We start from the raw sequence: 24,755 nt of genomic DNA, 5'->3' as shown, positions 1-24,755 counted from the left end.
CTGGGGCATCGCGGTCCGGGCGGGTTGATTGGCCAGGCCCGACACGCAATAAGCGGCGCCATGAGTCCTCTACCCAATCATTTCGAATTGCTTGCCACCGATGGCTCGGCGCGCACCGGCCGCCTGACCACGCCCCATGGCGTGGTGCGGACCCCGGCCTTCATGCCGGTCGGCACGGCCGGTGCCATGAAGGGCATGCATTGGCGCGAGGTGCGCGATGCAGGCGCCGATATCGTGCTCGGCAACACCTATCATCTGATGTTGCGTCCCGGCGCGGAGCGCATCAACGGCCTTGGTGGCCTGCAGAGATTTACCGGCTGGAACGGGCCGATGCTGACGGATTCCGGCGGCTTCCAGGTGATGTCGCTGTCGGATCTGCGCAAGATCAGCGAGCACGCCGTCACGTTCCGCTCGCATATCGACGGCGCCAAGATCGAGCTGTCGCCGGAGCGCTCGATCGAGGTGCAGCGTCTGCTCGGCTCCGACATCGCGATGCAGATGGACGAATGCGTGCGGCTGCCGGCGGAGCGCGACGACATCGACCGCGCGATGCGTCTGTCGCTGCGCTGGGCCGAGCGAAGCAAGCGGGCTTTCGAGAGTGCGCCCGACGGCTACATGCTGTTCGGCATCGTGCAGGGCGGCGACATTCCTCAGCTGCGCCATGCCAGCGCGCAAGGTCTCGTCGAGATCGGCTTCCACGGCTATGCGATCGGCGGCCTTGCCGTCGGCGAGCCGCAGGCGGTGATGCTGGCCATGATCGACGAGACCGCGCCGGCACTGCCGACCGACCGACCGCGTTATCTGATGGGCGTCGGCACGCCCGACGACATTCTCGAAGCGGTGAAGCGCGGCGTCGACATGTTCGATTGCGTGATGCCGACGCGAAATGGCCGCCACGGCGTCGCCTTCACGCGTTTCGGCCAGGTCAATCTGCGCAACGCGCGTCACGCCGACGATCCGCGCCCGCTTGATGAGGAGAGCTCATGGCCATCGGCGCGCAACTACGCGCGCGCTTACCTGCATCATCTCGTCAAGGCTGGCGAGACGCTGGGGGCGATGCTGCTGTCTGAAATCAATATCGCTTACTACCAGTTCCTGATGCAGGGCATCAGGGACGCGATCGCACACGGAACGTTCGGTGAGTTCTATCAGCGTACGCGCGAGGACTGGGCGAGGGGCGACATCGCCCCGCGCTAGAGCGATTGGGCTAGTTGCACACCAGCCGCTGTTTGACGGCATGCTTGGTGACGAAGCCGTAGCCGCAAGTGTCGCAGGTCCAGAGATAGCTGATCATGTGGTCTGAGACGTAGGCGGACGCTTCGGCGGCGACCATGGAGTCGGCACACACGGGACAGGTTGGCAACTCGCTACAACGCGGATCACGCCTCGGCGCGACGGTCGACAACACTTCAGCGATTGCTGACATCGTGGTGACCTCCCTGCTTAACCCCTGCTTTGAGACCTAAGTCTAACATAAGCAGAATCAGTTGACGAGGTCGCAACACGAATGCGTTGATTTTTCGTAATTGCTTCTGCTTCGACACCTTCTCTGCTGTGGCTTCGCCTCTATCGCAATGCAAACAACCGTGTGCATTGCGATAGGTTAGATGACAATCTGTTGACGAGATGTCGTGTGAGGCAGCTCAGGGCGCCTGGATCTGCACCGGTTTTCCAAATTCGGTCATGGAGCCCGGTGCGATCACAAGATAGCGACGCGCGTCTTGAGTGTCGCTCTGCACAATCTGACGGATCGGACCCAGTGCGTTCACGATGGCCGATCCGGCCGGGTTGGTCATGAAGCCTGCCAGAGGTTCGAGCTTGCCGCTGCCGTCGGGATGCGTGGCGAGTGCCAGCACATAGGCGTGCTTCGGTTCGAGACCCGTCGCTGCCGCCTGCAACACCTGGGACAGGCCCTGGTCAAACAGGCTGACACTGGTCAGCGCCTTCGGATGCTCCGAGGCTTGACCGACCGCGGTCATGGCGAAATGCGCAACTTGTCCGGCAATGCCGAGCTGCTGCAGATTGGTGGCTTCGGGACTGGCGGCGTCGTCCATGACGCTCATGGCACCGTTGCCAGACTCGCGCGCTGTCGGCACGGCATCGGGCACGTAGGCGACAGCCTGGGGCGCCTGGCCGATCGGGATATTGGCAATGACGCTGTTCGAGAGCGTGTCGATCGCGGTGAGCTGGTCGTCATTCTCCAATCCGACATAGACCCGCGAACCATCACCCGATGGCCAGATGCCGTGAGGCAGCTTGCCGACCGGAATGGTTGCGACCTTGGTGAAGTCGTCGGTGCGGTAGACCTGGATCTCGTTCAGGCCGCCAACGGTGATGTAGGCGAACTGCCCATTCGCGTTACGGACGATGTTGACGTGGTTGGTGATTGGGCCGGTGTCCAGCGTCTTGAGCAGGTTGAAAGGAGGCCGGGCGTCGAAGACTTGCGCCTTGCCGGTGTCCTTCAGCGTGAACCAGACTTGTGCTCCATCAGGCGTTGCTGCGAGATCGGGACAGAACGGGCTCGCCTGCGCGACCTTGCCGACGATGGCATGATCGGCAACGGAGATGACGGCGATCTCCGGATTGAACGACGAGCAGACATAGCCGTATTTGCCGTCGGGCGAGAAGATCTGCATCCCCGGTCCATTCGCCACCACGATCCGCGTCTTCTCTTCAAAGCTGACGGGATCGAGCACGGCCACGTAGTTCTCGCCACGCACGGTCACCCAGACTTCCTTGCCGTCGGGCGTGAAGAAGGCTTCATGCGGAGAGCGGCCGACATAGGTCGTGTGCTTGACCATGTTGGTCGCAGTGTCGATGAACGTGACCGAGTTGGAGCCGATCGAGACCACCGCCAGCGTGCGATGGTCGGGTGAAAATCCCATGCCATGCACGAGCAGCTGTCCCCGGTAGAGCGGACTGAAGTTTTGCGGCGACGGCGCGCCCAGCCGGATGACGCCGAGCAGCTTGTTGTCGGCGGGATCGGTCACCGAGATGGTGTTGGAGAATTGCTCGGCCGCATAGACCCGGTCATGATGGCTGACCGGAATGTCGGCCGCGGCGGAGGACCCCGGCGCCTGTCCGCTCCAGCCCGGCGTCGCAGAGAGATTCAACATGCAAAGCGACGTTGCGAGCGCGAGATTTCGCTTCATGACATGGTCTCCCTCTTATTTGGGCGCCAGGGCCACGGTGGTCGTTGATGACGGCGACGGCTGATCAAGCGCCAGGCGCATGACGGCGATCTCTTGCTGCTGATCGACAATGATTTCCTGGGCGAGGCGCCGCAGGGATTCGTTCCGGCCATAGCGCAATTCGGTCTGCGCCATCGCAATCGCACCGCGATGGTGCGGGATCATCATGGCTGAGAAATCCCGATCGACATCGCCGGATGGAGCAATATCCATGTCGCTCATCATCCGATGCATCGCGGCCTGATTTTCAGCCATGAATGGCGCTTCGTCGCCGCACAGCTCGGACATCATCATTTGCGATGCCATATGCGCGGGTTGGCCGCCGAACCTGGCGCCGCCTGCGTATGCGACGACGGCCAGGGGCAGGGCAACTGCCAGGGTTTTCCACATGCGACGCTCCTCAGATATTCATTTCGCAACGAGGCCGAGCTGCTGCAGCAAGGTGAGATTGTCTTCGAGATGCCAGTTCTCCGCGATACGCCCGTTGGCGATGCGGTAGATGTCGGTCGCGATGAAGTCGATCGCTTCGCCCTTGCCCTGGGCTTCCCTAAAGCGCCCCGTGAAGTGCCCGCGGAAGTGCAAATGAGTGACCACGCGATCTCCGGCCACGATCATCTGCTCGATCTCGCAGGTGAGATCGGGAATGGCTGTGCGGACGAACTTCGAAGCGGCAAGGGGACCTGCAACCCCCTGGGCCCGTCCGGGCGGCAAGGTGCGGTCCATGAAATCGGGCGCGAGCGCGTCGGTCGCGAATTGCTCTTCGCCGGTATTCCAGAACGAGTCATAGCGCCGGGCTGCGAGGATTTGCGCTTCGCGCTGCGCCTCGGGCAGACTCGCATCGACGACGAGCTGCCTCGGTTGCACAAGCTCGGCTGCACGGGCAGGGAGGGCGATGGCGGCGGCGATAGCAAAAGCGATCGCCAGCGGGCGCATCCAGGATGCAGTCATTTCAAGGCGGGCATTCATTGCAATTGTCTCGAAGCGGGAGTGGTCAGCACACGGCGCGCATACTGCCTCCGAGGTCCTTGAGTGACACCTGAAAATGTCTGCAACCGATTGAGTATCCGTGCGAATGTGAAATCTGGCCCGCCGATGGAAGTCGGTCGCGCGGGTTGCTATTGTGATTGCACGGACGTTGACGATCATGCGATCCAGACGCACGGGAAACGCCACGAATCGTCGTAACAGGGAGTTGATCATGGACGCATCGTCCAAGACGGGACACCAACCCGGCCGCGGCCGGATCTATGACTCGATCGTCGAGGCTTTTGGCGATACGCCGATCGTGCGTCTGCGCCGGCTGCCGGGCATGCACGGCGTCAATGCGACCATTCTGGCCAAGCTCGAATATTTCAATCCGGCGGCGAGTGTGAAGGACCGCATCGGCGCGGCCATGATCATCGCCATGGAAAGGGCCGGCATCATCAAGCCCGACACGGTGCTGATCGAGCCGACCTCCGGCAATACCGGTATCGCGCTCGCCTTCGTCGCCGCCTCGCGCGGCTACAGGTTGAAGCTGGTGATGCCGGAGTCCATGTCGATCGAGCGGCGCAAGATGCTGGCCTTCCTTGGTGCCGAGCTGGTGCTGACGCCGGCCGCGCAAGGCATGAAGGGCGCGATCGCGGCGGCCGAAGAACTTCTGAAGACGACGCCGAACTCGGTGATGCCGCAGCAGTTCAAGAACCTCGCCAATCCCGAGGTGCACCGTCGCACCACGGCGGAGGAGATCTGGAACGACACCGCCGGCAATATCGACTTCTTCGTCGCCGGCGTCGGTACCGGCGGCACCATCACAGGTGTCGGTCAGGTCCTGAAGCCGCGCAAGCCGTCCTTGCGCGTGGTCGCAGTCGAGCCCGAGGAGAGCCCGGTGCTGTCGGGCGGCCAGCACACGCCGCACAAGATCCAGGGTATCGGCGCGGGCTTCGTGCCTGATATTCTCGACCGCTCCGTCATCGACGAAATCGTGAAAATCAACTCGACCGCCGCGATCGAGACCTCGCGGGCGTTGGCGCGGCATGAGGGGATCCCGGGCGGCATCTCGTCCGGTGCCGCGATTGCGGCTGCGCTCCAGATCGGCAAGCGGCCAGAAGCTGCGGGAAAAACCATCCTGGCTATAGTGCCGTCCTTCTCGGAGCGGTATCTTTCGACGGCTTTGTTTGAAGGAATCTGAGAGATGGCGGATCAACCGAGACGGCCGCGCACGTTGGGCGATGCGCGGTCGGAGGCCGAGGCGGCGTTCAAGAAGGTGACGGCCAAGGTCGCCGCGGCGCCGCCGAAGGTGAACGTGACGCCGGGAATCAAGGAGCAGGTCACGCTGCGGATCGACCAGGACGTGCTGGAGTTCTTCCAGGAGGGCGGTCCCGGCTGGCAGGACCGCATCAACGAAGCGCTCCGCAAGGCCGCCGGGAAGTAGGCACCCGGCCGCTGACGGTGGCCGGCGGCGAAATCAGAGCACCTGCGACAGGAAGCGCTGCGTGCGCTCATCCTTGGCCGCCGTGAACAAGATGTCCGGCGGCCCGTGCTCGACGATCACGCCGCGGTCGGTGAAGTAGACGTGGTCGGCGACTTCGCGCGCGAAGTTCATTTCGTGGGTGACGAGGATGCAGGTCATCCCGTCCTCGGCCAGTTCCCGGATGGTGACCAGAACCTCCTTGACCGTTTCCGGGTCGAGCGCGGCAGTCACTTCGTCGAACAGCATGATGTCCGGCCGCATCGCCAGTGAGCGGGCAATCGCCACGCGCTGCTGCTGACCACCTGAGAGTTCACCGGGATAGCTGTCCTCCTTGCCTGCGAGCCGCACCTTGGCGAGCAGCGCCCGGGCGCGCGCTTCGACCTCGTCGCGCTTCTGGCGGAGAACATGGATCGGCGCCATCATCACGTTCTGAAGCGCCGTCTTGTGCGGGAAGAGATTATACTGCTGAAAGACCATCCCGACCTTGCGGCGAAGCGCCAGCTTGTCGAGCCGGGGATCAGTGACCTCGATGCCTTCGATTTGAATGCTGCCCGAGGTGATCGGCTGAAGCGCATTGATACAGCGGATCAGCGTGGACTTGCCCGATCCCGAAGGCCCGATGATGCAGATCACCTCGCCCTTTTTGACCGAGAGGCTGATGCCCTTCAGGACCTCGAGCGCGCCGAATGATTTTCTGACGTCAACGCATTGAACGATGGGCTGATCCGGAGTCCAGCTCGTGGCCATGCTCTTCTCCTCAGCGCACGCGGAACCGACGCTCGAGACGAGCCGTCCAGAGGTTGATCGGATAACAATAGAGAAAGAAGCACAGCAGCGCGAAACCGTAGAGCGGCGCGAACAGTTCCGGCCTGCCGCCCTCGGCAGCGTGCACCTGCGCCGTCAGCGTCAGCATCTCCGAGACACCCACGATCGATGCGAGGACCGTCGACATCGCGACGAGCGCATAGACATTCATCCAGGGCGGTAGCATTCGCTTGATGCATTGCGGCAGCATGATCAGCCACATCGTCTGCCGCCGTGTGAACGAAAGCGATTCCGCGGCCTCCCATTGCGTGGACGGAATGGAGCGGACGGCGCCGCGCACGACCTCGGCGACATTCGCCATGACGGGCAGGGCGAAGCCGACCGTCGCCTTGATCCAGTCCGGCAAGGGGATGGTCGTCTTGAACAGGGTGACCTGGAACGGCACCAGAAACATCACGAAGAATAGCAGCACCAGCCAGGGCGCGTTGCGGAAGAACTGGGTGAGGAGCCAGCTCACGGCGGCGATGGGGCGGAACTCCGACAACAGGCCCAGACCCAGGCCGAGCCCGGCGATGGTCCCCAGCAACATGGCCAGCAGCGAGATCAGGATGTTGAACGCAAATCCCCGCAAGAGCAGGGGGGACCATTTCAGGATGACCTGGAGCGGCGACAGCATGGTCGGTCCGCTCTGCGCCCACGCGGTGGATGCGGCCATGATGGCGCAGAAACAGAGGATCGCTGCCGACAGCGGGGTGATCCGAAACGAAAATCGCGTCGGCGTGAGGCGATACGGCAGAAGGACAGCAAGCCGGTGCCCGGGCTCGTCGCTCGTCATCGTGCATATCCGGGAATGCGCATCGCCCGCTCCCAGCGATGCATCAACCAGACGAGAATGCCGACAAGAATGCCGTAGGTCGCTAGCAGGACGACCATCATCTCGAAGACGTTCTGCGATTCCGACCAGATCTGCTTGACCGCGTACAGCGTTTCGGGAACCGCGATCGCGTAGGCCAGCGTGGTCGTCTTGAGCAAATTGACGAGGTTGTTGTTCAGCGCGGGGAGGCAGACGCGAACGGCCAGCGGAAGGACGATGTGAATGTAGGCCTTGAAGCGCGTGTAACCGAGCGCCTCCGCGGCTTCCAATGTCGTCCGCGGCACGGCCTCAATACCGGAACGAAAGATTTCGATATTGAAGGCGGCCGCAAACAGCGACAGCGAAATGATCGCCCACTGGACGTTGCTCAGCAGCGGGACGCGCATGCCCGCCGTTTCGACGGCCGGAAGCATGGTGCCGAGGCCGAAATAGAAGAAGAAAATCTGGACCAGCGGCGGCGTGTTGCGGAACACCACGACGAAAGCATTGACGCCCAGCCGCACCAATCTGGACGGACTGCCCTGCGCCAAGGCGCCGAGACCACCGATGATGAGGCTCAGAAGGATGGTCGTGACGCTGAGAAGCAGCGTCATCTTGAGCCCGGCGAAATAGCGGTCCCAATCGTAGGCGTCGTAGAAGACTGAGAAATTCAGCCCCGTTGTCTCATAGAGGTGCTGAAACCAGTTGCCGATTGCTTGCATGTTGCGCGACACCGAGCTGTTGAGGCGATGCCTCGTATCAGTGCATGGGCTCGACGTGGAGCAGAGCGCCAGACGATTCCGGCGCTGCGCTTCACCGGTCTATTTGTCCTTGAACTGCTCGTGCATGGAGAGCGAATACTCGGTCGGCGTAATGCCCCACTTCTTTTCTGCCGCCACGATGAAGCCGGTCTTCATCCAGTCCTTTGTCGTGTCTTCGAGCATCTTCTGAAGACTGGCGTTGTCGAGCGCGACGGCGATCATCCATGGCGATGGCAGAACGCCCTTGAGCGGGAGGTCGTAGTCCGTCTTCCACTCGTCCTCGAGCAGTTTGCCTTGCAGGAAGGTCTGATCGTAGACATAGCCGATGCAGTTGCCCTGCTTCATGGCGAACAGGGGCTTCTCCGAACCGTCGAACGCAACGATTTCGGGGCCGTAGGATTTGGCGATATCCTTGTTGTACCAGGCGCCCGACGTCGCACAGACGGGTTTCCCCTTGAGGTCGGCCCAGTCCTTGATGCCGGCCTTCTTGTTGAGAAGGATATTCACGTAGTCCGAGTAATACAGCGGCTCGATGGCTTGAACGACGCGGCGGCGTTCCGGCCTGTCGGACATGGTCGCAATCAGCAGATCGATCTTTCCCTGCTGAAGAAACTCGATCCTGTTCGAGGCTGCGACCGGAACGAGCTCGAGCTTGACGCCGAGGCGCTTGGCAATGTCGGCGGCAAGATCCGGCTCGATGCCGACGACATTCCCTGCGGGATCGCGGTATCCGAACGGCTTGTAGTCAGCCTTCACGCCGACATTCAACGTGCCGCGCTGCTTGATGGCATCGACACCATCTGCTGCTTGAGCACCGCCGAGCATCAGCAGCGCCGCGGCACCTGCCATCATGGAAAGGACAACATTTCTCATCGTATGACGCCTCCAGGATTGAAATCACGACGCGCGTTGCACGTAGCTCTTCGAGAGACAAGGCTCGTGCCAAACCTCACGAAAATCGGGATATAGAGAATGGGGTAAGGTCGATCGCGCTTCGACCGTCGGTCACCATCGCGGCTGCGACGTTGCCGATTCCAGCCGAGTGCTTGAAGCCGTGGCCCGAGCACGCGGAGACGACGAAGACCCTGTTCTGGTCGGGATGCCGGTCGATGATGAAGCCCCGATCGGGCGTCACCGTGTAGAGACAGGCGGCGGCCTGCGCAACACGTGGCGTGGCGCCCGCGAGCCGGCCCTCGACATGCTTCCGGTACATCTCTGCCGACTCCCTGGGATCGACGGTGCGGTCCATCGTGTCGGCCGTCGTGCTGGTCTCGTATTGCTCGGTCGCGACCTTGAGTCGACGATCGCCGAGCATCGGCGGAAAGCCGTAGAGGTAATCGACGTCGGTCGCGCCATGCATCCAGATGAACACAGGGGCGTTGGCGCGATATGCGTTGGTGTCGTCGAGCTCGTACCAATGCAGCACCTGCCGTTTCACCGAGAGCACGCGGTCAAACGGCGCGCCGAGCAGGTGAGCGTTCCAGGCGCCGGCGGACACCACGACCTGGGCCGCCTCGAATGTGCCGGAGGACGTTTCCACCTGAACAATGGAGCCCTTCTGCGCGATTGAGAGAACTTCGACCCCGTTGCGTATCGTGGCGCCGAGCTGCTCCGCGCGCGTCAGCTGCGCCTTGATGCAGCGCTCCGGAAAAACGTAGCCCCCGCCGGGCTCGTAATAGGCCTTCTCGTTGCCCTCGAGGTTCAGGAATTGCGGGAAGCGATGCGCCACTTCGCGCCCGTCGATCACCTCATGCGCGATGCCGAAGTCCCGCGCGGCTGCGATCGAGCGTGCGACGAAATCGGGTTTGCCGTGGTGCGACGTCTCGCCGACACCGGGCGCCATGACGATGAGGCCGCACGGGTTCAAAAGCTCGGTGGACGTCTCGGCTTCGAGCTCACGCCAGATCCGGTGGGTATCGAGCACCAGGGGCACGTAATCGCGGCCTTCGCCGACCGCCTGCCGGGTGATGCGGGTTTCGCCGTGGCTGGATCCCATCGTGTGGGGAGGGGCGAAGCGATCGAGACCGATCGCCTTTACCCCTCGCTTGGCCAGTTGATAGAGCGCCGCGCTGCCCATGGCACCGAGGCCGATCACCAGAATATCCGCTTTCTCGTTCATCGATCGGGGACTGCTTAATTGTTAGGACGATCCGAACTCTGCTTTCGAAGGCGGCTCTCCTACAAGGATAATTCATGTAATGAAGTCAATTTGCATGTTAATATGACTTCTGCTTAAGCTATGGATATGACGCCACCCATTCCAGACTTGCGAAGCTTGCAGATTGTTGCTGCCGTCGCGGAGTCCGGCAGCATGCTTCAGGCGTCCCGTCAGTTCGGGATGACGCAATCAGCGGTCTCTCAGGCAGTGCGGCGGGCCGAGGCCTCGATCGGCGTCGCGTTCTTCAACCGCAGCCGGAGGCCGCTGACACTGACGCGGGCGGGCCGCATCCTTGCTGGCCGTGTTCGCGATCTGAATCGTGACTTTGACGACTTGGTCCGTGCACTCCGGGACGCAGCGAAACTGCCTGAACGTGTCGATCTGAGGCTCGGCGTCATCGACTCCTATGCAGCCACGGTCGGCGCACACCTCGTCAAGGAGCTCATGACGGGCGAGGTCGCACTGAGTCTGTCCGTTTGGTCGGGCCTTGCTCACGCGCATGCCGAGGCGCTGGTCCACCGAACGATCGACGCGGCGATCACATGCGATGCGATGGATGACCTGTATGATATCGAGCGCTTCCCATTCTATCGCGAGCCAAATCTGCTCGTGGTGCCGCGCGGATCGGAAGCCGAATTTGCCGATCTTGATTTGCGGGAGATCCTGACCCGGCATCGCCTGGTCCGGTACAGCGAACGCTCCTGGGCAGGCGCTCAGGTCGAGCGCCATCTGAGCCGTTTGGGTATTCGTCCGCCGCGGGCCTTCGAGTTTGACACGTCGGACAGCCTGGTCGCCATGGTGGCCACCGGGATGGGCGTGGCGATCACCACGCCGCTGTGTCTGTTGCAGGGGCTCGCTCACGCTGGTCAAGTCAGCGCTCTCCCTCTGCCGGGTCCCGGATTTTTTCGTGAGCTGCTTCTGGTGACGCGCCGCGGAGATCTCTCGTCACTGGCGCCGCGCATCGCAGAGATGGCGCGCACGAGCATTACGACGCAGGCGATGCCGCGCATCCGGACGCTGGTGCCGTGGTTTACCCAAGACTACTAGCAAGACTATGAGCAATAAAAGCAACAAAAAAGCCCGGCGGTGGGCCGGGCTTTTTGTTCGCGATTCGGTGTCGCCTCAGCGGCGGAACATGCCGCCCATCATGCCGCCGACCACGCCGCCCACGAAGGCCGCGCCGGCGTCGCCGCCTCCGCCACCGCTGTGGCGGGGCGCGGGGGCGCTCTGGGCCTGGGAGGGGGCACGTCGGGCCGGCTTCGCGCTGTCATCGCTCGCGGTCGGCGTCGAGGCGACGATCTCGGAGAGCAGGGCCTTGTGCTGCAGCTTGTTGAGGAAGCCCGTCGACGGATAGCCGCGGGCGGCCTGCCAGCGCTTGAGCACCGTGCGGGTCTCGTCGGTGAACGCACCGGTCACCTTGGTGTCGAAGCCGAGCCCGTTGAGGCGGCGCTGCACGTCGCGGCGCTGACCCTTGTCGAGGCCGATCTGGTCCTCGGTGAGCTGGCTGGCGTCTTCGGTGAAGGTTGCGGGATCGACACCGGCATTGAGGTTGCGGGTCGTGGTCGACGGACCGTTCTGGATCGCGGCAAGCCGCGCCAGAGCCAGCGCCTTGAACTGGCCGTTCGGATAGGCCGAGAGGTAGGCGTTGAGCTCTTCCGGCTTGTTGGTTTCCTTCACCGAGCGCCAGTATTCGAGCTCGACACCGTCGGAGCTGCTGCTGGCCGTGGCCGCCGGTATGCTGCTCGAGGCGGTCGGAGCCGCGTTGGCGACCTGCTGGGTCTGCTGCGCCGGGTTGAGATAGACGGCGCCGATCAAATTGGTGTGGCCCCAGGGCAGCTGGCCCTTGTGGGTCTCTTCATTGACCTGGGCACGCACCGAGGTCATCGCCTGCTGGATCTCGACGCCGGGCTTGGTGATGTTGTCGATCAGCGCGCGGGTGAACGGGCTGTTGTTGCCCTCCTGGCCGTCGAGCGCAGTCTGGCCCGGGCCGGTCGCGAACGCGATCAAGGTGCCTTCGCCCGACTTCATCTCGGCAAGGCCGCTTTGCACGTTGACGCTGCGGGTCGCCGAGTTGGACTTGATCTTGGCGGCGAAGGGATTGTCGCGACAGGCGTCGAGGAAGACCAGCTTGACCTTGGCGTCGCCCATGGTCTGGTCGAGCGTCAGGTCGATGTTGATGGCGGCCCCCAACTTGACGTCCATCTCCGACTTGATGTCGGCATCGACGGGCAGAAGGTAGTTGCTGCCGCCGACGGCGATGCCGTGACCGGCGTAGTAGAACACCGCGACATCGGAGCCCTGTGCCTTGCGGCCGAAGTCGAGCAGCTTCTCCGTCATCTGGTCACGGGAGAGGTTGGATCCTTCGATCACCTCGAAACCGACATTCCGCAACGTCGCCGCCATCGCCTTGGCGTCGATCGGCGGGTTCGGCAATTGTGCGACGTTCTTGTAGGCGCCGTTGCCGACGACGAAGGCGACGCGGCGGTCGGCCCTGGCGGCGCTGACCGACAGCGCCATGCACATCAGCGAAACGATGATGGTGAGAGTGCGCATCTGAAATCCCCAACAGAATCGAATGACAGGCAGCAACAAATTGGCGTCGAACCTACACGAAAGCGCCCGGCCTCGCGCTAGCAAAACGACGGTTCGCCCAACTCACCCAACCCGTTGCCCTGTGACCGAGTGTGTACGATGGAAGTGTGCCCCTCCAACGTGATCCAAATCACGCTCGACCACTTGGATTAGTCGCCTCAGGCCGTGGGCCGGTTCACTGTGCGCGGGCAGGAACCGGTGCAGCCGGCTTTAGATTCAGGAGGTTGCCGAACAGGATCAGGGCCGCGCCCAGCACGGTCCAGGCGTCGAGCCGCTCTGAATAGAGCAGCCAGCCAGCGGTCGCGGTGAGGGGGACCCTCAGGAAGTCCATGGGAACCACGATGGTGGCGTCCGCGTAGCGCAGCGCGCTGGCGAGACAGTAGTGCGAGAAAGTGCCGCAGACCCCGATGACGAACAGCCAGCCCCACAGTGTGGCCGACGGCCAGGTCCAGACGTAGAGCGTCGGCACGAAGCCCACGACCATCTGCACGATGATCATCCAGAACAGGATCGACAAGGCGCTCTCGGTCCGGGTCAGCGATTTCGCCAGGATCATGGAGATGCTGAACCCGATCGCGGCGCCGAGGGCGATCAACTGGCCCGGATTGATCTCGCCGGTGGCCGGTCGCACGATCATGACGACGCCGACGACGCCGAGCGCGACGGCCGCGATCTTCCAGACGGTCATGCGCTCGGCCAGGAATGTTGCAGCGAGCAGCGCGGTCCAGATCGGCATCGTGAATTCGATCGCGACAACCTGGCCGATCCCGATCAGCATCAGCGCGTAGAACCAGCCGAGCTGCGCAAAATAATGCATGCCGTTGCGGGCGAGGTGCTGCGCCAGGCGTTTGGTCGCGACGGCCTTGAAGCCGCCGGTCCGGTAGATGATCGGCAGGAGTAGCGTGAATCCGATCAGTGACCGCACCTCCATGATCTGGAAGACGTTCAAGTCACGCGTGGTTTCGCGACCGGCCACCGCCATGACCAGCATCAGGGAGAGCCAGCCGGCCATCCACAGTGCGGCCATCGTTTTTGACGGTGTTGTGGTCATCGGTGTGGGGACAGGAGATTGATCCTGGGGGGAGGGCCGGTATCGGCGACATCACCGCAGTTTGCAACGGCCAAATCTGCCGGTGCAGCGATGCACGGCGACGTGCTAAGCCAAGCTCAGAGCAACAAGAAAATCGGGAGATCTCCGCTCATGCGCATCCTGCAGCCGGCCGAATGGAAGAAACCGCGCGGCTTCTCACATGGCGTGGTGGCGGAGGGGCCCGGCCAATGGGTCGTGCTGGCCGGGCAGACCGGCGGCGACGAGGCCGGCAACTACGAGCCTGACATGGCCGCCCAGGTCGCGACCGCGCTGAAGCGGATCATCAAGCTTCTCGCGGAGGCCGGCGCCGGCCCCGAGCACATTGTCCGCCTGACCTGGTATTTGACCAGCCGCAGCGAATATGAGGCCGCAGGCGCCGGCATCGGTGCGGCCTGTAAGGAGACGCTCGGGCGCAATTTCCCACCCTCGACGCTGCTCTATATCGGTGGCCTCGTCGACGATCGCGCCAAGGTCGAGATCGAGGTGACGGCGTTCGTGCCGGGCGCATAAAAAAATCGATCCGGCGCCGGGCACCGGATCGATTGTCGTGTCACCGCTCGATCTTATTTCGAGAGCGAAATCTCGGCGCCGCGGAACTGGCTGTCCGCGCGCATCCTGACGTTCTGCTTGTTCCCGGACGTGCGCAGCGAGATGTTGGCATTGAAGCCGGCGGTCGAGGCGACCAGCTCGTAGTTTCCGCCGGCACCCTTGCCCTCGATCGAGCCGCTGATGTTGCGGCTGGTCTCACTCCAGTTGCCGACGACGGCGCCGCCCTCGGCCTTCACGTTGGCGCCGAGGTTGAACTTGTAGGCATCGCTGGCGCAGGTCAGCGACATCTCCATCGTCGGGCCGACCGGGGCGTATCTGGCGCGGCAGCGGATCCGCTCGGTCGAGCCGTCGTCCAGGGTGACGGTACCGGCACCGCTCCAGCTTCCCGCCAACTGCGCGAACGGGCCGGCCTGAGCCTTGCTCTCCGAGCTGGCAACAGCTGTCACAAACAAAACGGCGGCCGCCATGAGCAGCCGCCGGTTTAGGAGGTTAGTCCCGAATAGCTTATTGGCGCGATGCTTCCCATCGCCCGCTGCACGGTATGCCTGCAGATGCTCCATTCCACTTCCCCGATCCGGCGTTGCCGCTGAGTTGACCGTTGGCATATGCACCATTGATCGAAACTTTCACAAGTCCCCCACTGCCGATGGTGCCGGAAACGTTAGCGCCGGGCGCGGTGATCTTGCCGTCGGCAACCGTCAGCATGGAGCTTGCGGTCGGCTCGCAGGAACCGGTCTTGGTCACGATGGTGACCTGCCAATTGCCATCAAACGGGGTCTGGGCGACCGCCGGGGCGGCGAGAGTGGCGGTAATGACTGAAGCGGCACAGAACGCCGCGATGCGACCAAAACGCATGAATTCCGTCCTCGAATTTGTCTGATATGCTGACGCTTATTCGGGCGAAATGTGACGGAAATTTGGTGCGATGCAAAGCCGAAAATTGTTCCTGTGGAAACAATGGTTTATTTGCGTTTCTGGCTCCAATTTTCGAAGCAGAATCAAGGCGCCTTCACGTTAATCGTTAACGCGAGGAGCGACTCACGAAAGACTCGGTGCCGATGTCGCGAATTGTTCGTCCTGAGCTTTCGACGGCAAGGCCTTGTGAACCTTGGCGTAATCGATCACGTCGGCCAGCAGCTTGAGGCCGAGCGGGGCCAGCGCACGCTCCCAGAGTTCGCGCGCGGTCTCGCCCTTCTTGACGAAGCACCAGTCCTGGGCGGCGATGGCGCCTGCGTCCATACGGTCGGCGAGGTGATAGATCGTGCCGCCGGCAATCGGATCGCCTTCCTTGATGGTCCATTCCACCGCCGCCTTGCCGCGATGACGCGGCAGCAGCGAGGGGTGATAGCCGATCCCGCCGAACTTGCTGGCCGCCAGCGCGTCCTTGCCGATCCGGGCGTGGCTGTGGGCGGTGATGATCAGATCGGTGTCGGGGGCGATCTCGGAGGCCACCACCAGCTTGGGATTGGCCTGCACCACCACGTCGATGCCGGCGGCCTTGGCGGTCGCGGCGAGGCGGTCATCCGCATCGGCCACCACCACCCGCACGACCCCAACGCCGTGCTCGCGAAGCATGTTCAGGGTGGTCACGCCGAAATGGCGGGAGCCGACGAGGGTAATGCGCATGGGTGTCTGATCCGTCTCGCAGATGCGTCATCCCCCGATAACACGTCCGGCCGTCCTGTCACCACCTGCGCGGCGTTTGCGCCGGTTATCAACAATGCGCAGAGCGCGCAGGGGGCGGTGAATTCCGCGATTGCGCAGTCGCCCGCTCAGGTGCTTCCATGAGCGTATTGCGGCCAGCCCGGAGCGAGCACATGCGGTGCGCGTGGTTTGTCCTACTCGCCGTCCTGATTGCGGCCGGTCCGGCCCGCGCCGGCGGACCTTACCCGGTAGTTCCGCCCGAGAACGGGGTGGCGCCCTTCATCGGCCCGACCTGGGATGCCTATCGCTGCGCCGAAGGCACGATCTACAATTTCTACCACGGCGCCTATTACGGCGAGGAGCCTCCGGCACTGTATCGCGGCTATGCCTACCGGCCGTATTACCGCTACAGCGCCTATCGCAAATCACCGCGCAGATATTTCTGCGTCACGGACTAGGCGTTGCCGCACGGCCACGGTCGGCGGCAAATGATCATTGAGCCGGTTCCTGTGTTTGGTTTCTAGCAGAACGAATCCGCCGCGTGCCGTTAGAACATGCGCTAACCGGGGCTGGCCAAATTTCATTCCGGATCCGTTTTCGAACCCGGCTGTGGCCGCTGGCGTAACCGCCAGCGGCTTTTTCATTGCTGCCATCACGAAATCATCAAACGGTAACGCGTTCTCAACCTGCCTGTCGTATCGACGAATCCGTCGCGGATTTGTATTGCGTACCGCGACACCAAAAATGTCCCGCCGGCGTGGGTGCGCCGCGCGGGCATTTTTGCCGGGGCCGATATCATGCCAAACGCAATCGAGCAGATCGTGGACGCCTATGTGCGGCTGAAGAACCGCCGTGGCCTCGACGAACTGATGATGCACAGGCAGCGGCTGGCGGTCGATCTCAAGAGCAGGTCAGGCAAGTACGATTTCAGCCTGCCGATCGGGAAGATCGACGAGGAAATCGCGATCATCGAGGCTGGACTGGCGAGGCTCGCGGCGGCTGCGCCGGAGCTTGGTGCGACGCGGTTCCGCTAACAATGCTCAGTCGCGCCGGCCGCCATCGATCACGGTGAACAGCGGCCGCGCCGGGGTTGGCTCCACCAGCAATTCCTCCACCAGCGCCGTTGCCGCATCGACATATTTGCGCGTCGGCTTGTCGAGTTCGCGCTTCGCCTCGTCATCGAGCGCGACCTTGGCGGCCTCGACCAGCTTGCGCATCCGCGCCGCGTGATCGTCGCCCGCCGTCAGCGTCGCCCGCGCCAGCGAGCGCAGCACGAACAGCTCCCCTTCGAGGCGGAGCAGGCGGTCGTTGAGCCTGGAGAGGACGGCGTTGAGGTCGGCCATGGCTGCTGTTCGTTGGAGGGGATACTGACCCGTCTAGCGGTGATCGGTGAACGGAGTGCAAACGCCGAAGGTGCAATTGGGCCGATCTGCCGCGTCCCGGATCCCTCCAATTCGGCGGCGGCTGCGCCTTACGCCGCAGTTCGCGCCAGATAGTCGCGCGCGAAGGCGAGATACCAGTCGAGGCAGGCGGGGTTGGCCATCGCCTCCTTGTTGATGACCTTCTCCACGGGCTGGCCCAGCAGCAGCTTCTTGATCGGCAACTCCTGCTTCTTGCCCGACAACGTGCGCGGGATCTCGGCGACCGCAAAGATTTCGTTCGGCAGGAAGCGGCGCGACAGGCCGGCCTCGATCGCCTTGTTGATCTTCGCCTGCATCGCGCCGTCGAAGGCCACGCCGTCGCGCAGCACCACAAACAGCGGCATGTAGCTGTCGCGGCCGAGATATTCGAGATCGACAACGAGGCTATCGAGCACCTCCGGCAGCGCCTCGATCGCGGAATAGAGCTCGCTCGTGCCCATGCGCAGGCCGTGCCGGTTGATGGTGGCATCGCTGCGGCCATAGATCACGCATGAGCCGTCCGGATTCACCTTGAGCCAGTCGCCGTGGCGCCACACCGGCCCGCGGCCGCTGCCGTCGAAATTGTCCGGATAGGTCTCGAAATAGCTCGCGAGATAGCGTGCGTTGCCCTTGTCGTTCCAGAAGTAGAGCGGCATCGACGGCATCGGCTCGGTACAGACGAGTTCGCCGACCTCGTCGATCACGGCGCGGCCCTGTTCGCTGAAGGCTTCGACGGCGGCTCCCAGCAGGCGGCACTGCATCGCGCCCGGTGTCTGCGGCAGTTCGCGATTGCCCCCGATGAAGGCGCCGGCAAAGTCGGTACCGCCGGAGATGTTCGCCCACCAGATATCGGCCTGCGCCTTGCTGCCGTTCTTTCTCGACAGCGCCGCGAAGCGCTCGTTGAACCAGGCTTGCGTATCGGCGCTGAGTGGTGAGCCTGTCGAGCCGAGGCAGCGCAGGGGCGAAAGATCTCCGGCCGTTGCCAGATCGATCTCCGCCTTGGCGCAATTGGCAAAGAACGCCGCGCCGGCGCCGAAGAAGGTCGCTTTCGATTGCGCCACGAAGCGCCACGACGTGGTCCAGTCCGGCTTGTCCTTGGTGCCGCCGGGGCTGCCGTCGAAGATGCAGCAGGTCGTGCCGCTCAAGAGGCCGCCGACCTGCGAATTCCACATGATCCAGCCGGTCGAAGAATACCAGTGATAGCGCTCGCCAAAGGAGTTCGGGTGATAGGAGCAGCCGATGTCGTTGTGCAACCCGAGCAGAGCCAGCACTACGATCACGATGCCGCCATGGCCGTGCACGATCGGCTTGGGCAGGCCGGTGGTGCCGCTGGAGTAGACGATCCAGAGCGGATGATCGAACGGCAGCCACATCGGCTCGAACGCCTCGATCGCGGCGCCCGTCCGTGCGGTGATATCGGAGAGCAAGGCGTCCGGTGCGGCGGGCGCTGTGGCGTCGCTGTGCAGGATGACATGCGCGACGCTCGGCAGCGATCGCCGCAACTCGGCGACGACGTCCTTGCGGTCATGCCTGCGCCCGGCATAGGTGACGGCATCGCAGGCGATCAGCACCTTTGGCTCGATCTGCTTGAAGCGGTCGATCACGGCGGGCGCGGCCATGTCGGGCGCGCAGACGCTCCAGACCGCGCCGATGCTGGCGCTGGCGAGAAACGCGATAATGGTCTCGGCGATGTTGGGCAGATAGGCCGCGACGCGGTCGCCGGGCTTGATCCCCTTGTCCTTCAGATGCAGGGCGAGCGCGGCCGCCTTGCGCTTGAGCTCCGGCCAGCTGGTCTCGTGAAGCTTGCCGTCCTCGCCGCCGCTGACGATCGCGGGCAGGCCCGCGGCTTGCGCCGCGTCAACATGCCGGAACACTTGTCGCGCATAGTTCACCTGTGCGCCGGGAAACCAGACCGCGCCCGGCATCTTGCGCTCGGTGATGACGGCTGCAAACGGCGTCGGCGATTGCAGATCGTAATAATCCCAGATGCTGCGCCAGAATCCGTCGAAGTCGCGCACCGACCATTGCCGCATCTCCTCGTAATTCGCGAAGGTGCGGCCACGCTGCGCGGCGAGCCAGTTGCGATAGAGGGCGATCTGCGGGACGAAAGGGGCGGTCATTGGCATCGGCTTCAATTGCGGGGAAGGGCGAACTTAACCGGTGTCGCGCTCCAGCAAAAGCCGCGCATCCCGCCGAATGGCAGGCATGACGGCCGCGATCTCGCGTCATGCGTCAGGAGGCTGTGAGCCCGCTCCGACCTCGCGGCCACCGTTGATCCAGGTCAACGCCGCCGGTCCTCCGGCGCTCAAATTGCGTTCGGCCGCGCTGAGGCGGCACCCATCACCATGTCACGCGTGCAATGAGGGAGGAACACGATGCGCCGGAGCGAACGTCTCTCGATGAAGTCACTATCAGTTGCAGCGACTGCGGCTGGTATTCTCTTTGGATTTGCCGGTGTCACTCTCACGGCAACGCCCGCAAATGCCGTCGTCTATTGCCAGTACGTCGATTATCCCCCGTCGTGTGTCGCACGCGCCGGCGTGGTGCTGCGGCCGCGTCCAGTCGCGCGAGCTGCGGTTCGGGCCGGCACCGTGAGCGGGACCAATCTGAATGGCGGCGTCAATCGCGTCGGCGTACGTCGCTAAGCGAATGGCGTGCGGGTCACGAAACCCGACGACGGAGGGACCGGGTTCGTGACCTGCTATGCTACCACCCGACGCCGGCCCAGCGGCGGCCGAATACGGGCGGCTTGGTCTTCACGGCCGACCAGCCGAAGAAATGATGCTTGCCCGACCAGGTGTGCACCACGCCGCTACAGATGCTGCACTTGAAGTGGCCCGAATGCGGCTCGGCGTGCTCTTCCCTCGTCGCAGTGTAGTTCATGCTGCAACCGGGGCAGGTGAATTCTTCGATCGTCCAGATGCTGTTGGCCATTGCACCGCAATTGTTTTTGGGACCTCGTCGCAAAGCGTAGGGGCGGGCCTTTGCATCGGCGTAAACCGGGCGGCTGAAATCCGGTTAATCGTCGTTAGCCAAACCGGGCGCCGGTCGCGGATATTGCTGAATTTTCCCGACAATTGCAGCGCCCGTCAGTCCAAATCGCGCCGCCGGTCGGTCCAAGCGCCTCCTTGATCGGACAGCTAGATTTCATCCCATCGCCCTGGTTGGGCAGGGCAAAAATCATTGGGGGTGAGATCGTGGGCAAGAAACTTATTTTGACGGTTGCGTTGTTGTCGCTGGCAACGCCCGTCTTTGCGGCTGACATCATCGAGCCGGCGCCAGTCAAGGCGCCGATCGCGCCGGCTCCGATCTTCACCTGGACCGGGTTCTATATCGGCGCCCACGGCGGTGGCGCCTGGAGCAAGTGGACCGGTATTGATCCGACCGATCCGACGGCGACCTGGAGCTCTGTGACGGCCAGTGGTGGCGTGGTCGGCGGCCAGATCGGCGGCAATTACCAGATCAGCAATTTCGTGGTTGGTCTCGAGGGCACCGGCGCCTGGTCCAGCGTCACGCTCAATGCCGGCGGTCCCTTCGGCGGCGGCGCCGGCTTCAACCTGTCGCTGAAAAACGACTATATCGCCACGGTTGCCGGCCGCTTCGGCGTCGCCTTCGACCGCGTCCTGCTCTACGCCAAGGGCGGCGCGGCTTTCACCCGCGACAAATACAGCGCCAACAATGGCCTGGCCGGCGCGCTCGCCGGCTCGGCCAACGGTAGCTTCAACCGGACCGGCTGGCTCGCCGGGGGGGGCGTCGAATGGATGTTCATGCCGAACTGGTCGGTGCGGGCCGAGTACAACTATCTCGGCTTCGGCTCCATCACCGAGCAACCGGTGACGACGGGCAATCTGGTGGCCTCGCCCGCCAACGTGAAGCTGAACATCCAGACCGGCACGGTGGGCGTCAACTATCACTTCTAAGGGCGCAGGTCCGGGCGGCTTCGTCACAGTGGTTTCATCTTGACGCACGACCCGGCCCGTCCCCGACGGGCCGGGCGCGCGGCCGGTCGTCTTGACGCCCGGCTCTTGGCTGGCAATAACCCTAGCCCGCGCAAGTGCCGGAACCCGCGTTGATGCCGCAAGGAAAGCCGTGCCTGTGAAAAGTCTGCGTCAGCTCCTGACGGGCGAGGACGTCATCCAGCTCGTGATCCGCCTCGGCCTGCTCGCGCTGCTGATCCTGTGGACGCTCTACATCATCCGGCCGTTCGTGCCGATCCTGGCCTGGAGCGGCGTGCTCGCGGTGGCGTTCTATCCGGCCTTCAGCTGGGTCGCCAAGGTCCTCGGGGGCCGGCCCAGGACCGCGGCTGCGATCCTCACCCTGATCACGCTCGGCATCGTGCTCGGCCCGGCCACATGGCTCGGCGTGAGTGCCGTGGACGGGGGCAGGGAGCTGGCGCACCAGCTCGGTACCGGCGACCTCGCGCTTCAGGCGGCGCCGGAATCGATCAAGTCGTGGCCGGTGATCGGCCCGACGCTGTTCGAGCTGTGGGACCAGGCCTATAACAACATCCGCGCCGTGCTGCGCGAGGTCGCGCCTTATCTGCAGCCGCTGGCGGGACCGCTGCTGTCGCTCGCAGGCGATGCCAGCCTCGGCACGCTGCAGTTCCTGGTCTCGGTGTTCGTCGCCGGCTTCCTGTTTCCGCACGGGCCGCGATTGGTTGCGGCCGGACGCGGTTTCCTGTCGCGCATCGTGCCGGAGCAGGGCGAGCATTTTCTCGAGCTGGGCGGCGCCACCATCCGCGCGGTGGCGCAAGGCGTGATCGGCGTCGCCATCGTGCAGGCATTGCTTGCCGGCATCGGCTTCAAGCTCGCCGCCGTGCCGAGCGCCGGCCTGCTTGCCTTCATCGTGCTGCTGCTATCGATCGTGCAGATCGGCGCCTTCCTCGTGCTGCTGCCGGTGATCATCTGGATCTGGACCGCCAAGGACGTCACCACGGCGCTGGTGTTCACCGTGTTCTTCGTCCTGGTCGGCTTCCTCGACACCATGCTGAAGCCGCTCGTGATGGGACGCGGTCTCAACACGCCGACCATCGTGATCTTCGTCGGCGTGATCGGCGGCACGCTCGCCCACGGCATCGTCGGCCTGTTCATCGGGCCGATCATCCTGTCGGTGGCATGGGAAATGGCGGCGGCGTGGATCCGGACCGAGGACCGGACCGCGGCTGCGAAACCGAACGCGATCGCGCCGGCCGACGAGGTCCGTTAGCTGGCCGGCAGCCCCGGGAGGGCCCGGACTTGCCGCGCCTCGCTTGCGTGTGGACAACGATGGGAGCCGACGGTATCCGGGGCGGTCGGCGAACTTGTCTAATGAAATAGACAAGTTACGATGGCGCGATTCTGTTTTCAGTTTGCGACAGTTGTAATGGCGAAGTCTTCCAAGCTGGTTGCCGCCAGGCGCGGCAAGGTTCTGTTGGTCAGGCGACGGTCGGACGGCCTCTGGATGTTCCCCGGTGGCCGCAAGCGTGCGCGCGAGTCCGACAAGGACTGCCTGCGCCGCGAGATCAAGGAGGAATTGCCCAAGCTGAAGCTCGGCCGGATCAGCCTCTGGAAGGAAGTAACGGCCAAGAACAAGCGCTCGGGCCGCAAGATGAGCGACGCGATCTTCATCGCCAAGAGCGCCAAGGGCCGGCTTGCGATCGGCGACAAGAAGGAGCTCGACCGCGCCGCCTGGCAGAAGCCGCGCGGGATCCGCCTGACCGCGACCTCGCGCTACATCCGCGATCGCCTGTTTCCGAGGAAGCCGCGGCGGAGCTAGCCGCCAGGGTGTGACAAATCGCCCGATCATTCCGCGCGGCAAGTGTGAACCAGTTCACAGGCGGCTGCGGAGAGGGCTGCTATAAGGACGTCATTGCCTTACCAATCCATTTTCCTCGAAACACCCCAGTGTCTCCGCGCACTGGGGTTTTTCGCGTCGGGGGCCTACTCAGCCCTGCCGCCGCAGGAAGCCCGTGATCGTGACCTTCTCCCAGATGCCGGCCGCCGCGAACGGATCGGCGCGATTGAAGGCCTCGGCCTCGGCGCGGCTGGAAGCCTCGATCAGGAACAGACTGCCGATCATCGTGGCGCCGTCGTCGGCGACCAGCGGTCCCGACATCACGATCTTGACGCCGAAGCGCGAGGTGTCGCTCAGGAACGTCTTGTGGGCATCGTAATTGGCCAGCCGCGTCGGCAGTGCACCGGTGCGGTCGATGGCATGGATGGCAAACAGCATGGTGTCTCCGTGTCTTGCTTCGGTTGTTGGGACGGCCGCGCTGGCGGCCATCCGTGCTTGTCGTGAAGAGGCTTACTTCGCGCCGAGCTTGCCGGCTTCCTCGAAGGTCGGGCAGGTGCGCTGCTCGAGCGGCTGGTCGAACGGCTGGTAATTGTCCTTGGTGATGACCGTCGGCTTCAGCACGATCTCTGAGATCACGGGTTCATTGCGCAATGAGCGGATCGCCATCATGGTGCCGAGACAGCCCTGGTAAAAGCCGTTGTAGTCTCCGCTCGCGAGCAGCTTGCCGGACTTGATGGCGTCGATCGCCTCTTTGGTGCCGTTGATGCCGATCACCTGGGCCTTGCGGTTGGCGCCGTCGAGCGCCTCGATCGCCCCGACCGCCATGGCGTCGTTGGCGGCGAGCACGCCATCGATCTGCGCGTTCGACTGCATCAGGTTCTCCATGACCTGGAGCGCCTGGAGCCGCTGATAGTTACCGGGCTGCGAGGCCAAGAGCTTGGCGCCCGGGTTCTCCTTCAGCGCATCGTTGAATCCGCGGACGCGATCGACGTTGGTGAGCGAGCCCTTGACGCCCTCGATGATCACGATGTTGCCCTTGCCGCCGAGCGTCTTGAGCAGGAAGCGCGCGGTCTCGAGGCCGAGGCTGTAGTCGTCGGCGCCGACGAAGGAGAGGAACTTGCCGCCGGCGGAGCGGTCGGTGATGTTGACGACGGGAATCTTGGCGTCGTTGATCTTCTCGACACCAGGCACCATCGCCTTGTAGTCGACCGGTGTGAACACGATCGCGCTCGGCTTCTTCACCACGACGTCCTCGATCTGGCTGAGCTGCTCTGGGATCGAGTCCGGCTTGGTCGGAATGTACTGGAGCGTCTTGGCGTTCAGGGTCTTCGCCATGTTGTCGGCGCCGACCCGCACCGTCTGGAAGAACGGGTTGGTCTGGTTCTTGGTGAACACGGCAATGGTCTCGCCATCGGCGCGCGCCTGCGTCGTGAACGCGGCCGCCATCACCAATGGCAGTGCGAGATAGCCCAGTCTCTGTTTCATGTCGTCTCCATCCCCATTTTGGTTTGTTGGATTGCTTGAGAAT

General features: G+C 63.5%; 30 protein-coding genes. 11 read left to right on the top strand and 19 right to left on the bottom strand.

What is annotated here, in order from left to right:
* Nucleotides 1-60: 60 nt before the first annotated feature.
* Nucleotides 61-1,197: a tRNA guanosine(34) transglycosylase Tgt gene (tgt, locus tag NLM32_RS25615; RefSeq protein WP_254131624.1), complete on the top strand. Its 1,137-nt coding sequence runs from the start codon at nt 61-63 to the stop codon at nt 1,195-1,197.
* A 10-nt stretch (nt 1,198-1,207) separates the two neighbouring features.
* Here tgt and NLM32_RS25610 read toward each other — a convergent pair whose 3' ends face one another.
* The 4 genes from NLM32_RS25610 to NLM32_RS25595 all read right to left on the bottom strand — a co-directional run bounded on the left by NLM32_RS25610 (nt 1,208) and on the right by NLM32_RS25595 (nt 4,391).
* Entirely contained in the window at nt 1,208-1,426 is a 219-nt protein-coding gene (locus tag NLM32_RS25610) for a hypothetical protein (protein WP_254131623.1), read from the bottom strand.
* Nucleotides 1,427-1,643: 217 nt separating this feature from the next.
* Nucleotides 1,644-3,152 (bottom strand): YncE family protein, encoded by a 1,509-nt coding sequence (locus NLM32_RS25605; protein ID WP_254131622.1) that lies wholly within the window; start codon nt 3,150-3,152, stop codon nt 1,644-1,646.
* Nucleotides 3,153-3,167: 15 nt separating this feature from the next.
* Nucleotides 3,168-3,581 carry a DUF305 domain-containing protein gene (locus NLM32_RS25600; protein WP_254131621.1) on the bottom strand — a complete coding sequence of 138 codons (414 nt, stop codon included), beginning with the start codon at nt 3,579-3,581 and terminating at the stop codon, nt 3,168-3,170.
* Between the two features lie 18 nt (nt 3,582-3,599).
* The gene (locus tag NLM32_RS25595) at nt 3,600-4,391 is read right to left on the bottom strand and encodes an ester cyclase (RefSeq protein ID WP_254131620.1); all 792 of its coding nucleotides are present in this window, start codon (nt 4,389-4,391) and stop codon (nt 3,600-3,602) included.
* On the opposite strand from NLM32_RS25595, the gene cysK reads away from it, so the two are divergent.
* Nucleotides 4,390-5,361: a cysteine synthase A gene (cysK, locus tag NLM32_RS25590; RefSeq protein ID WP_254131619.1), complete on the top strand. Its 972-nt coding sequence runs from the start codon at nt 4,390-4,392 to the stop codon at nt 5,359-5,361. The genes NLM32_RS25595 and cysK overlap by 2 nt on opposite strands.
* 3 nt (nt 5,362-5,364) lie before the next feature.
* Nucleotides 5,365-5,604, top strand: coding sequence for a BrnA antitoxin family protein (locus tag NLM32_RS25585; RefSeq protein ID WP_254131618.1), 240 nt, complete (start codon nt 5,365-5,367; stop codon nt 5,602-5,604).
* A gap of 33 nt (nt 5,605-5,637) precedes the next feature.
* On the opposite strand, the gene NLM32_RS25580 is transcribed toward NLM32_RS25585, so the two are convergent.
* The 5 genes from NLM32_RS25580 to solA all read right to left on the bottom strand — a co-directional run bounded on the left by NLM32_RS25580 (nt 5,638) and on the right by solA (nt 10,141).
* The gene (locus tag NLM32_RS25580; RefSeq protein WP_254131617.1) at nt 5,638-6,390 is read right to left on the bottom strand and encodes an amino acid ABC transporter ATP-binding protein; all 753 of its coding nucleotides are present in this window, start codon (nt 6,388-6,390) and stop codon (nt 5,638-5,640) included.
* Between the two features lie 10 nt (nt 6,391-6,400).
* Complete coding sequence (locus NLM32_RS25575) at nt 6,401-7,243, bottom strand: amino acid ABC transporter permease (RefSeq protein ID WP_254131616.1); 843 nt, start codon at nt 7,241-7,243, stop codon at nt 6,401-6,403.
* Nucleotides 7,240-7,983 carry an amino acid ABC transporter permease gene (locus tag NLM32_RS25570; protein ID WP_254131615.1) on the bottom strand — a complete coding sequence of 248 codons (744 nt, stop codon included), beginning with the start codon at nt 7,981-7,983 and terminating at the stop codon, nt 7,240-7,242. The genes NLM32_RS25575 and NLM32_RS25570 overlap by 4 nt, the downstream gene beginning before the upstream one ends.
* A gap of 99 nt (nt 7,984-8,082) precedes the next feature.
* On the bottom strand, nt 8,083-8,895 hold the full coding sequence (locus NLM32_RS25565) for a transporter substrate-binding domain-containing protein (RefSeq protein ID WP_254131614.1): 813 nt from the start codon (nt 8,893-8,895) through the stop codon (nt 8,083-8,085).
* 76 nt (nt 8,896-8,971) lie between these two features.
* The gene (solA, locus tag NLM32_RS25560; protein ID WP_254131613.1) at nt 8,972-10,141 is read right to left on the bottom strand and encodes an N-methyl-L-tryptophan oxidase; all 1,170 of its coding nucleotides are present in this window, start codon (nt 10,139-10,141) and stop codon (nt 8,972-8,974) included.
* A gap of 120 nt (nt 10,142-10,261) precedes the next feature.
* On the opposite strand from solA, the gene NLM32_RS25555 reads away from it, so the two are divergent.
* Nucleotides 10,262-11,227: a LysR family transcriptional regulator gene (locus NLM32_RS25555; RefSeq protein ID WP_309143700.1), complete on the top strand. Its 966-nt coding sequence runs from the start codon at nt 10,262-10,264 to the stop codon at nt 11,225-11,227.
* A gap of 75 nt (nt 11,228-11,302) precedes the next feature.
* Here the strand turns inward: NLM32_RS25555 and NLM32_RS25550 are convergent, their stop codons facing one another.
* Together NLM32_RS25550 and NLM32_RS25545 are read right to left on the bottom strand one after the other, a co-directional pair.
* A complete protein-coding gene (locus tag NLM32_RS25550; protein ID WP_254131611.1) occupies nt 11,303-12,733 on the bottom strand; it encodes a caspase family protein in 1,431 nt (476 codons plus the stop codon).
* A 214-nt stretch (nt 12,734-12,947) separates the two neighbouring features.
* Nucleotides 12,948-13,823 (bottom strand): DMT family transporter, encoded by an 876-nt coding sequence (locus NLM32_RS25545; protein WP_254131610.1) that lies wholly within the window; start codon nt 13,821-13,823, stop codon nt 12,948-12,950.
* 150 nt (nt 13,824-13,973) lie between these two features.
* Between NLM32_RS25545 and NLM32_RS25540 the strand changes: the two genes are divergently transcribed.
* Nucleotides 13,974-14,372, top strand: a complete 399-nt coding sequence (locus tag NLM32_RS25540; RefSeq protein WP_254131609.1) for a RidA family protein — start codon at nt 13,974-13,976, stop codon at nt 14,370-14,372.
* Nucleotides 14,373-14,425: 53 nt separating this feature from the next.
* Here the strand turns inward: NLM32_RS25540 and NLM32_RS25535 are convergent, their stop codons facing one another.
* The 3 genes from NLM32_RS25535 to NLM32_RS25525 all read right to left on the bottom strand — a co-directional run bounded on the left by NLM32_RS25535 (nt 14,426) and on the right by NLM32_RS25525 (nt 16,037).
* Nucleotides 14,426-14,971 (bottom strand): hypothetical protein, encoded by a 546-nt coding sequence (locus NLM32_RS25535; RefSeq protein WP_254131608.1) that lies wholly within the window; start codon nt 14,969-14,971, stop codon nt 14,426-14,428.
* Nucleotides 14,916-15,266 carry a hypothetical protein gene (locus NLM32_RS25530; protein WP_254131607.1) on the bottom strand — a complete coding sequence of 117 codons (351 nt, stop codon included), beginning with the start codon at nt 15,264-15,266 and terminating at the stop codon, nt 14,916-14,918. The genes NLM32_RS25535 and NLM32_RS25530 overlap by 56 nt, the downstream gene beginning before the upstream one ends.
* Nucleotides 15,267-15,449: 183 nt before the next feature.
* Nucleotides 15,450-16,037, bottom strand: coding sequence for a formyltransferase family protein (locus NLM32_RS25525; protein WP_254131606.1), 588 nt, complete (start codon nt 16,035-16,037; stop codon nt 15,450-15,452).
* A 191-nt stretch (nt 16,038-16,228) separates the two neighbouring features.
* Here NLM32_RS25525 and NLM32_RS25520 point away from each other — a divergent pair, with 191 nt between their 5' ends.
* The gene (locus tag NLM32_RS25520; protein ID WP_254131605.1) at nt 16,229-16,513 is read left to right on the top strand and encodes a hypothetical protein; all 285 of its coding nucleotides are present in this window, start codon (nt 16,229-16,231) and stop codon (nt 16,511-16,513) included.
* A gap of 339 nt (nt 16,514-16,852) precedes the next feature.
* Nucleotides 16,853-17,089, top strand: coding sequence for a hypothetical protein (locus tag NLM32_RS25515; RefSeq protein WP_254131604.1), 237 nt, complete (start codon nt 16,853-16,855; stop codon nt 17,087-17,089).
* Nucleotides 17,090-17,095: 6 nt separating this feature from the next.
* On the opposite strand, the gene NLM32_RS25510 is transcribed toward NLM32_RS25515, so the two are convergent.
* Both NLM32_RS25510 and NLM32_RS25505 read right to left on the bottom strand, forming a co-directional pair.
* A complete protein-coding gene (locus NLM32_RS25510; protein WP_200493911.1) occupies nt 17,096-17,398 on the bottom strand; it encodes a hypothetical protein in 303 nt (100 codons plus the stop codon).
* Between the two features lie 128 nt (nt 17,399-17,526).
* On the bottom strand, nt 17,527-19,575 hold the full coding sequence (locus NLM32_RS25505; protein WP_254131603.1) for an acetoacetate--CoA ligase: 2,049 nt from the start codon (nt 19,573-19,575) through the stop codon (nt 17,527-17,529).
* Nucleotides 19,576-19,830: 255 nt separating this feature from the next.
* On the opposite strand from NLM32_RS25505, the gene NLM32_RS25500 reads away from it, so the two are divergent.
* Nucleotides 19,831-20,100 (top strand): hypothetical protein, encoded by a 270-nt coding sequence (locus NLM32_RS25500; RefSeq protein WP_254131602.1) that lies wholly within the window; start codon nt 19,831-19,833, stop codon nt 20,098-20,100.
* Nucleotides 20,101-20,161: 61 nt separating this feature from the next.
* Here the strand turns inward: NLM32_RS25500 and NLM32_RS25495 are convergent, their stop codons facing one another.
* Nucleotides 20,162-20,389: a hypothetical protein gene (locus tag NLM32_RS25495; RefSeq protein WP_254131601.1), complete on the bottom strand. Its 228-nt coding sequence runs from the start codon at nt 20,387-20,389 to the stop codon at nt 20,162-20,164.
* 263 nt (nt 20,390-20,652) lie between these two features.
* Between NLM32_RS25495 and NLM32_RS25490 the strand changes: the two genes are divergently transcribed.
* From NLM32_RS25490 to NLM32_RS25480, 3 genes are all read left to right on the top strand, one after another.
* Nucleotides 20,653-21,375 (top strand): outer membrane protein, encoded by a 723-nt coding sequence (locus tag NLM32_RS25490; RefSeq protein WP_254131600.1) that lies wholly within the window; start codon nt 20,653-20,655, stop codon nt 21,373-21,375.
* Between the two features lie 169 nt (nt 21,376-21,544).
* Nucleotides 21,545-22,660: an AI-2E family transporter gene (locus NLM32_RS25485; protein ID WP_254131599.1), complete on the top strand. Its 1,116-nt coding sequence runs from the start codon at nt 21,545-21,547 to the stop codon at nt 22,658-22,660.
* A 156-nt stretch (nt 22,661-22,816) separates the two neighbouring features.
* Nucleotides 22,817-23,209 carry an NUDIX hydrolase gene (locus NLM32_RS25480; RefSeq protein ID WP_254131598.1) on the top strand — a complete coding sequence of 131 codons (393 nt, stop codon included), beginning with the start codon at nt 22,817-22,819 and terminating at the stop codon, nt 23,207-23,209.
* Nucleotides 23,210-23,377: 168 nt separating this feature from the next.
* Here NLM32_RS25480 and NLM32_RS25475 read toward each other — a convergent pair whose 3' ends face one another.
* Both NLM32_RS25475 and NLM32_RS25470 read right to left on the bottom strand, forming a co-directional pair.
* Nucleotides 23,378-23,665 (bottom strand): YciI family protein, encoded by a 288-nt coding sequence (locus NLM32_RS25475; protein ID WP_254131597.1) that lies wholly within the window; start codon nt 23,663-23,665, stop codon nt 23,378-23,380.
* 72 nt (nt 23,666-23,737) lie between these two features.
* A complete protein-coding gene (locus NLM32_RS25470) occupies nt 23,738-24,712 on the bottom strand; it encodes a sugar ABC transporter substrate-binding protein (protein WP_254131596.1) in 975 nt (324 codons plus the stop codon).
* Nucleotides 24,713-24,755 lie beyond the last annotated feature (43 nt).

The sequence above is a fragment of the Bradyrhizobium sp. CCGUVB14 genome, assembly GCF_024199935.1.
Lineage (GTDB): Bacteria > Pseudomonadota > Alphaproteobacteria > Rhizobiales > Xanthobacteraceae > Bradyrhizobium.
This window is presented reverse-complemented; position numbering and strand designations above follow the sequence as displayed.

Excerpts from the sequence above, each read along its gene's own strand:
- tgt (WP_254131624.1), top strand. The coding sequence starts at position 61 with ATGAGTCCTCTACCCAATCATTTCGAATTGCTTGCCACCGATGGCTCG.
- NLM32_RS25610 (WP_254131623.1), bottom strand. The coding sequence starts at position 1,426 with ATGTCAGCAATCGCTGAAGTGTTGTCGACCGTCGCGCCGAGGCGTGAT.
- NLM32_RS25605 (WP_254131622.1), bottom strand. The coding sequence starts at position 3,152 with ATGAAGCGAAATCTCGCGCTCGCAACGTCGCTTTGCATGTTGAATCTC.
- NLM32_RS25600 (WP_254131621.1), bottom strand. The coding sequence starts at position 3,581 with ATGTGGAAAACCCTGGCAGTTGCCCTGCCCCTGGCCGTCGTCGCATAC.
- cysK (WP_254131619.1), top strand. The coding sequence starts at position 4,390 with ATGGACGCATCGTCCAAGACGGGACACCAACCCGGCCGCGGCCGGATC.
- NLM32_RS25595 (WP_254131620.1), bottom strand. The coding sequence starts at position 4,391 with ATGATCAACTCCCTGTTACGACGATTCGTGGCGTTTCCCGTGCGTCTG.
- NLM32_RS25585 (WP_254131618.1), top strand. The coding sequence starts at position 5,365 with ATGGCGGATCAACCGAGACGGCCGCGCACGTTGGGCGATGCGCGGTCG.
- NLM32_RS25580 (WP_254131617.1), bottom strand. The coding sequence starts at position 6,390 with ATGGCCACGAGCTGGACTCCGGATCAGCCCATCGTTCAATGCGTTGAC.
- NLM32_RS25575 (WP_254131616.1), bottom strand. The coding sequence starts at position 7,243 with ATGACGAGCGACGAGCCCGGGCACCGGCTTGCTGTCCTTCTGCCGTAT.
- NLM32_RS25570 (WP_254131615.1), bottom strand. The coding sequence starts at position 7,983 with ATGCAAGCAATCGGCAACTGGTTTCAGCACCTCTATGAGACAACGGGG.
- NLM32_RS25565 (WP_254131614.1), bottom strand. The coding sequence starts at position 8,895 with ATGAGAAATGTTGTCCTTTCCATGATGGCAGGTGCCGCGGCGCTGCTG.
- solA (WP_254131613.1), bottom strand. The coding sequence starts at position 10,141 with ATGAACGAGAAAGCGGATATTCTGGTGATCGGCCTCGGTGCCATGGGC.
- NLM32_RS25555 (WP_309143700.1), top strand. The coding sequence starts at position 10,262 with ATGGATATGACGCCACCCATTCCAGACTTGCGAAGCTTGCAGATTGTT.
- NLM32_RS25550 (WP_254131611.1), bottom strand. The coding sequence starts at position 12,733 with ATGCGCACTCTCACCATCATCGTTTCGCTGATGTGCATGGCGCTGTCG.
- NLM32_RS25545 (WP_254131610.1), bottom strand. The coding sequence starts at position 13,823 with ATGACCACAACACCGTCAAAAACGATGGCCGCACTGTGGATGGCCGGC.
- NLM32_RS25540 (WP_254131609.1), top strand. The coding sequence starts at position 13,974 with ATGCGCATCCTGCAGCCGGCCGAATGGAAGAAACCGCGCGGCTTCTCA.
- NLM32_RS25535 (WP_254131608.1), bottom strand. The coding sequence starts at position 14,971 with ATGGAGCATCTGCAGGCATACCGTGCAGCGGGCGATGGGAAGCATCGC.
- NLM32_RS25530 (WP_254131607.1), bottom strand. The coding sequence starts at position 15,266 with ATGCGTTTTGGTCGCATCGCGGCGTTCTGTGCCGCTTCAGTCATTACC.
- NLM32_RS25525 (WP_254131606.1), bottom strand. The coding sequence starts at position 16,037 with ATGCGCATTACCCTCGTCGGCTCCCGCCATTTCGGCGTGACCACCCTG.
- NLM32_RS25520 (WP_254131605.1), top strand. The coding sequence starts at position 16,229 with ATGCGGTGCGCGTGGTTTGTCCTACTCGCCGTCCTGATTGCGGCCGGT.
- NLM32_RS25515 (WP_254131604.1), top strand. The coding sequence starts at position 16,853 with ATGCCAAACGCAATCGAGCAGATCGTGGACGCCTATGTGCGGCTGAAG.
- NLM32_RS25510 (WP_200493911.1), bottom strand. The coding sequence starts at position 17,398 with ATGGCCGACCTCAACGCCGTCCTCTCCAGGCTCAACGACCGCCTGCTC.
- NLM32_RS25505 (WP_254131603.1), bottom strand. The coding sequence starts at position 19,575 with ATGACCGCCCCTTTCGTCCCGCAGATCGCCCTCTATCGCAACTGGCTC.
- NLM32_RS25500 (WP_254131602.1), top strand. The coding sequence starts at position 19,831 with ATGCGCCGGAGCGAACGTCTCTCGATGAAGTCACTATCAGTTGCAGCG.
- NLM32_RS25495 (WP_254131601.1), bottom strand. The coding sequence starts at position 20,389 with ATGGCCAACAGCATCTGGACGATCGAAGAATTCACCTGCCCCGGTTGC.
- NLM32_RS25480 (WP_254131598.1), top strand. The coding sequence starts at position 22,817 with ATGGCGAAGTCTTCCAAGCTGGTTGCCGCCAGGCGCGGCAAGGTTCTG.
- NLM32_RS25475 (WP_254131597.1), bottom strand. The coding sequence starts at position 23,665 with ATGCTGTTTGCCATCCATGCCATCGACCGCACCGGTGCACTGCCGACG.
- NLM32_RS25470 (WP_254131596.1), bottom strand. The coding sequence starts at position 24,712 with ATGAAACAGAGACTGGGCTATCTCGCACTGCCATTGGTGATGGCGGCC.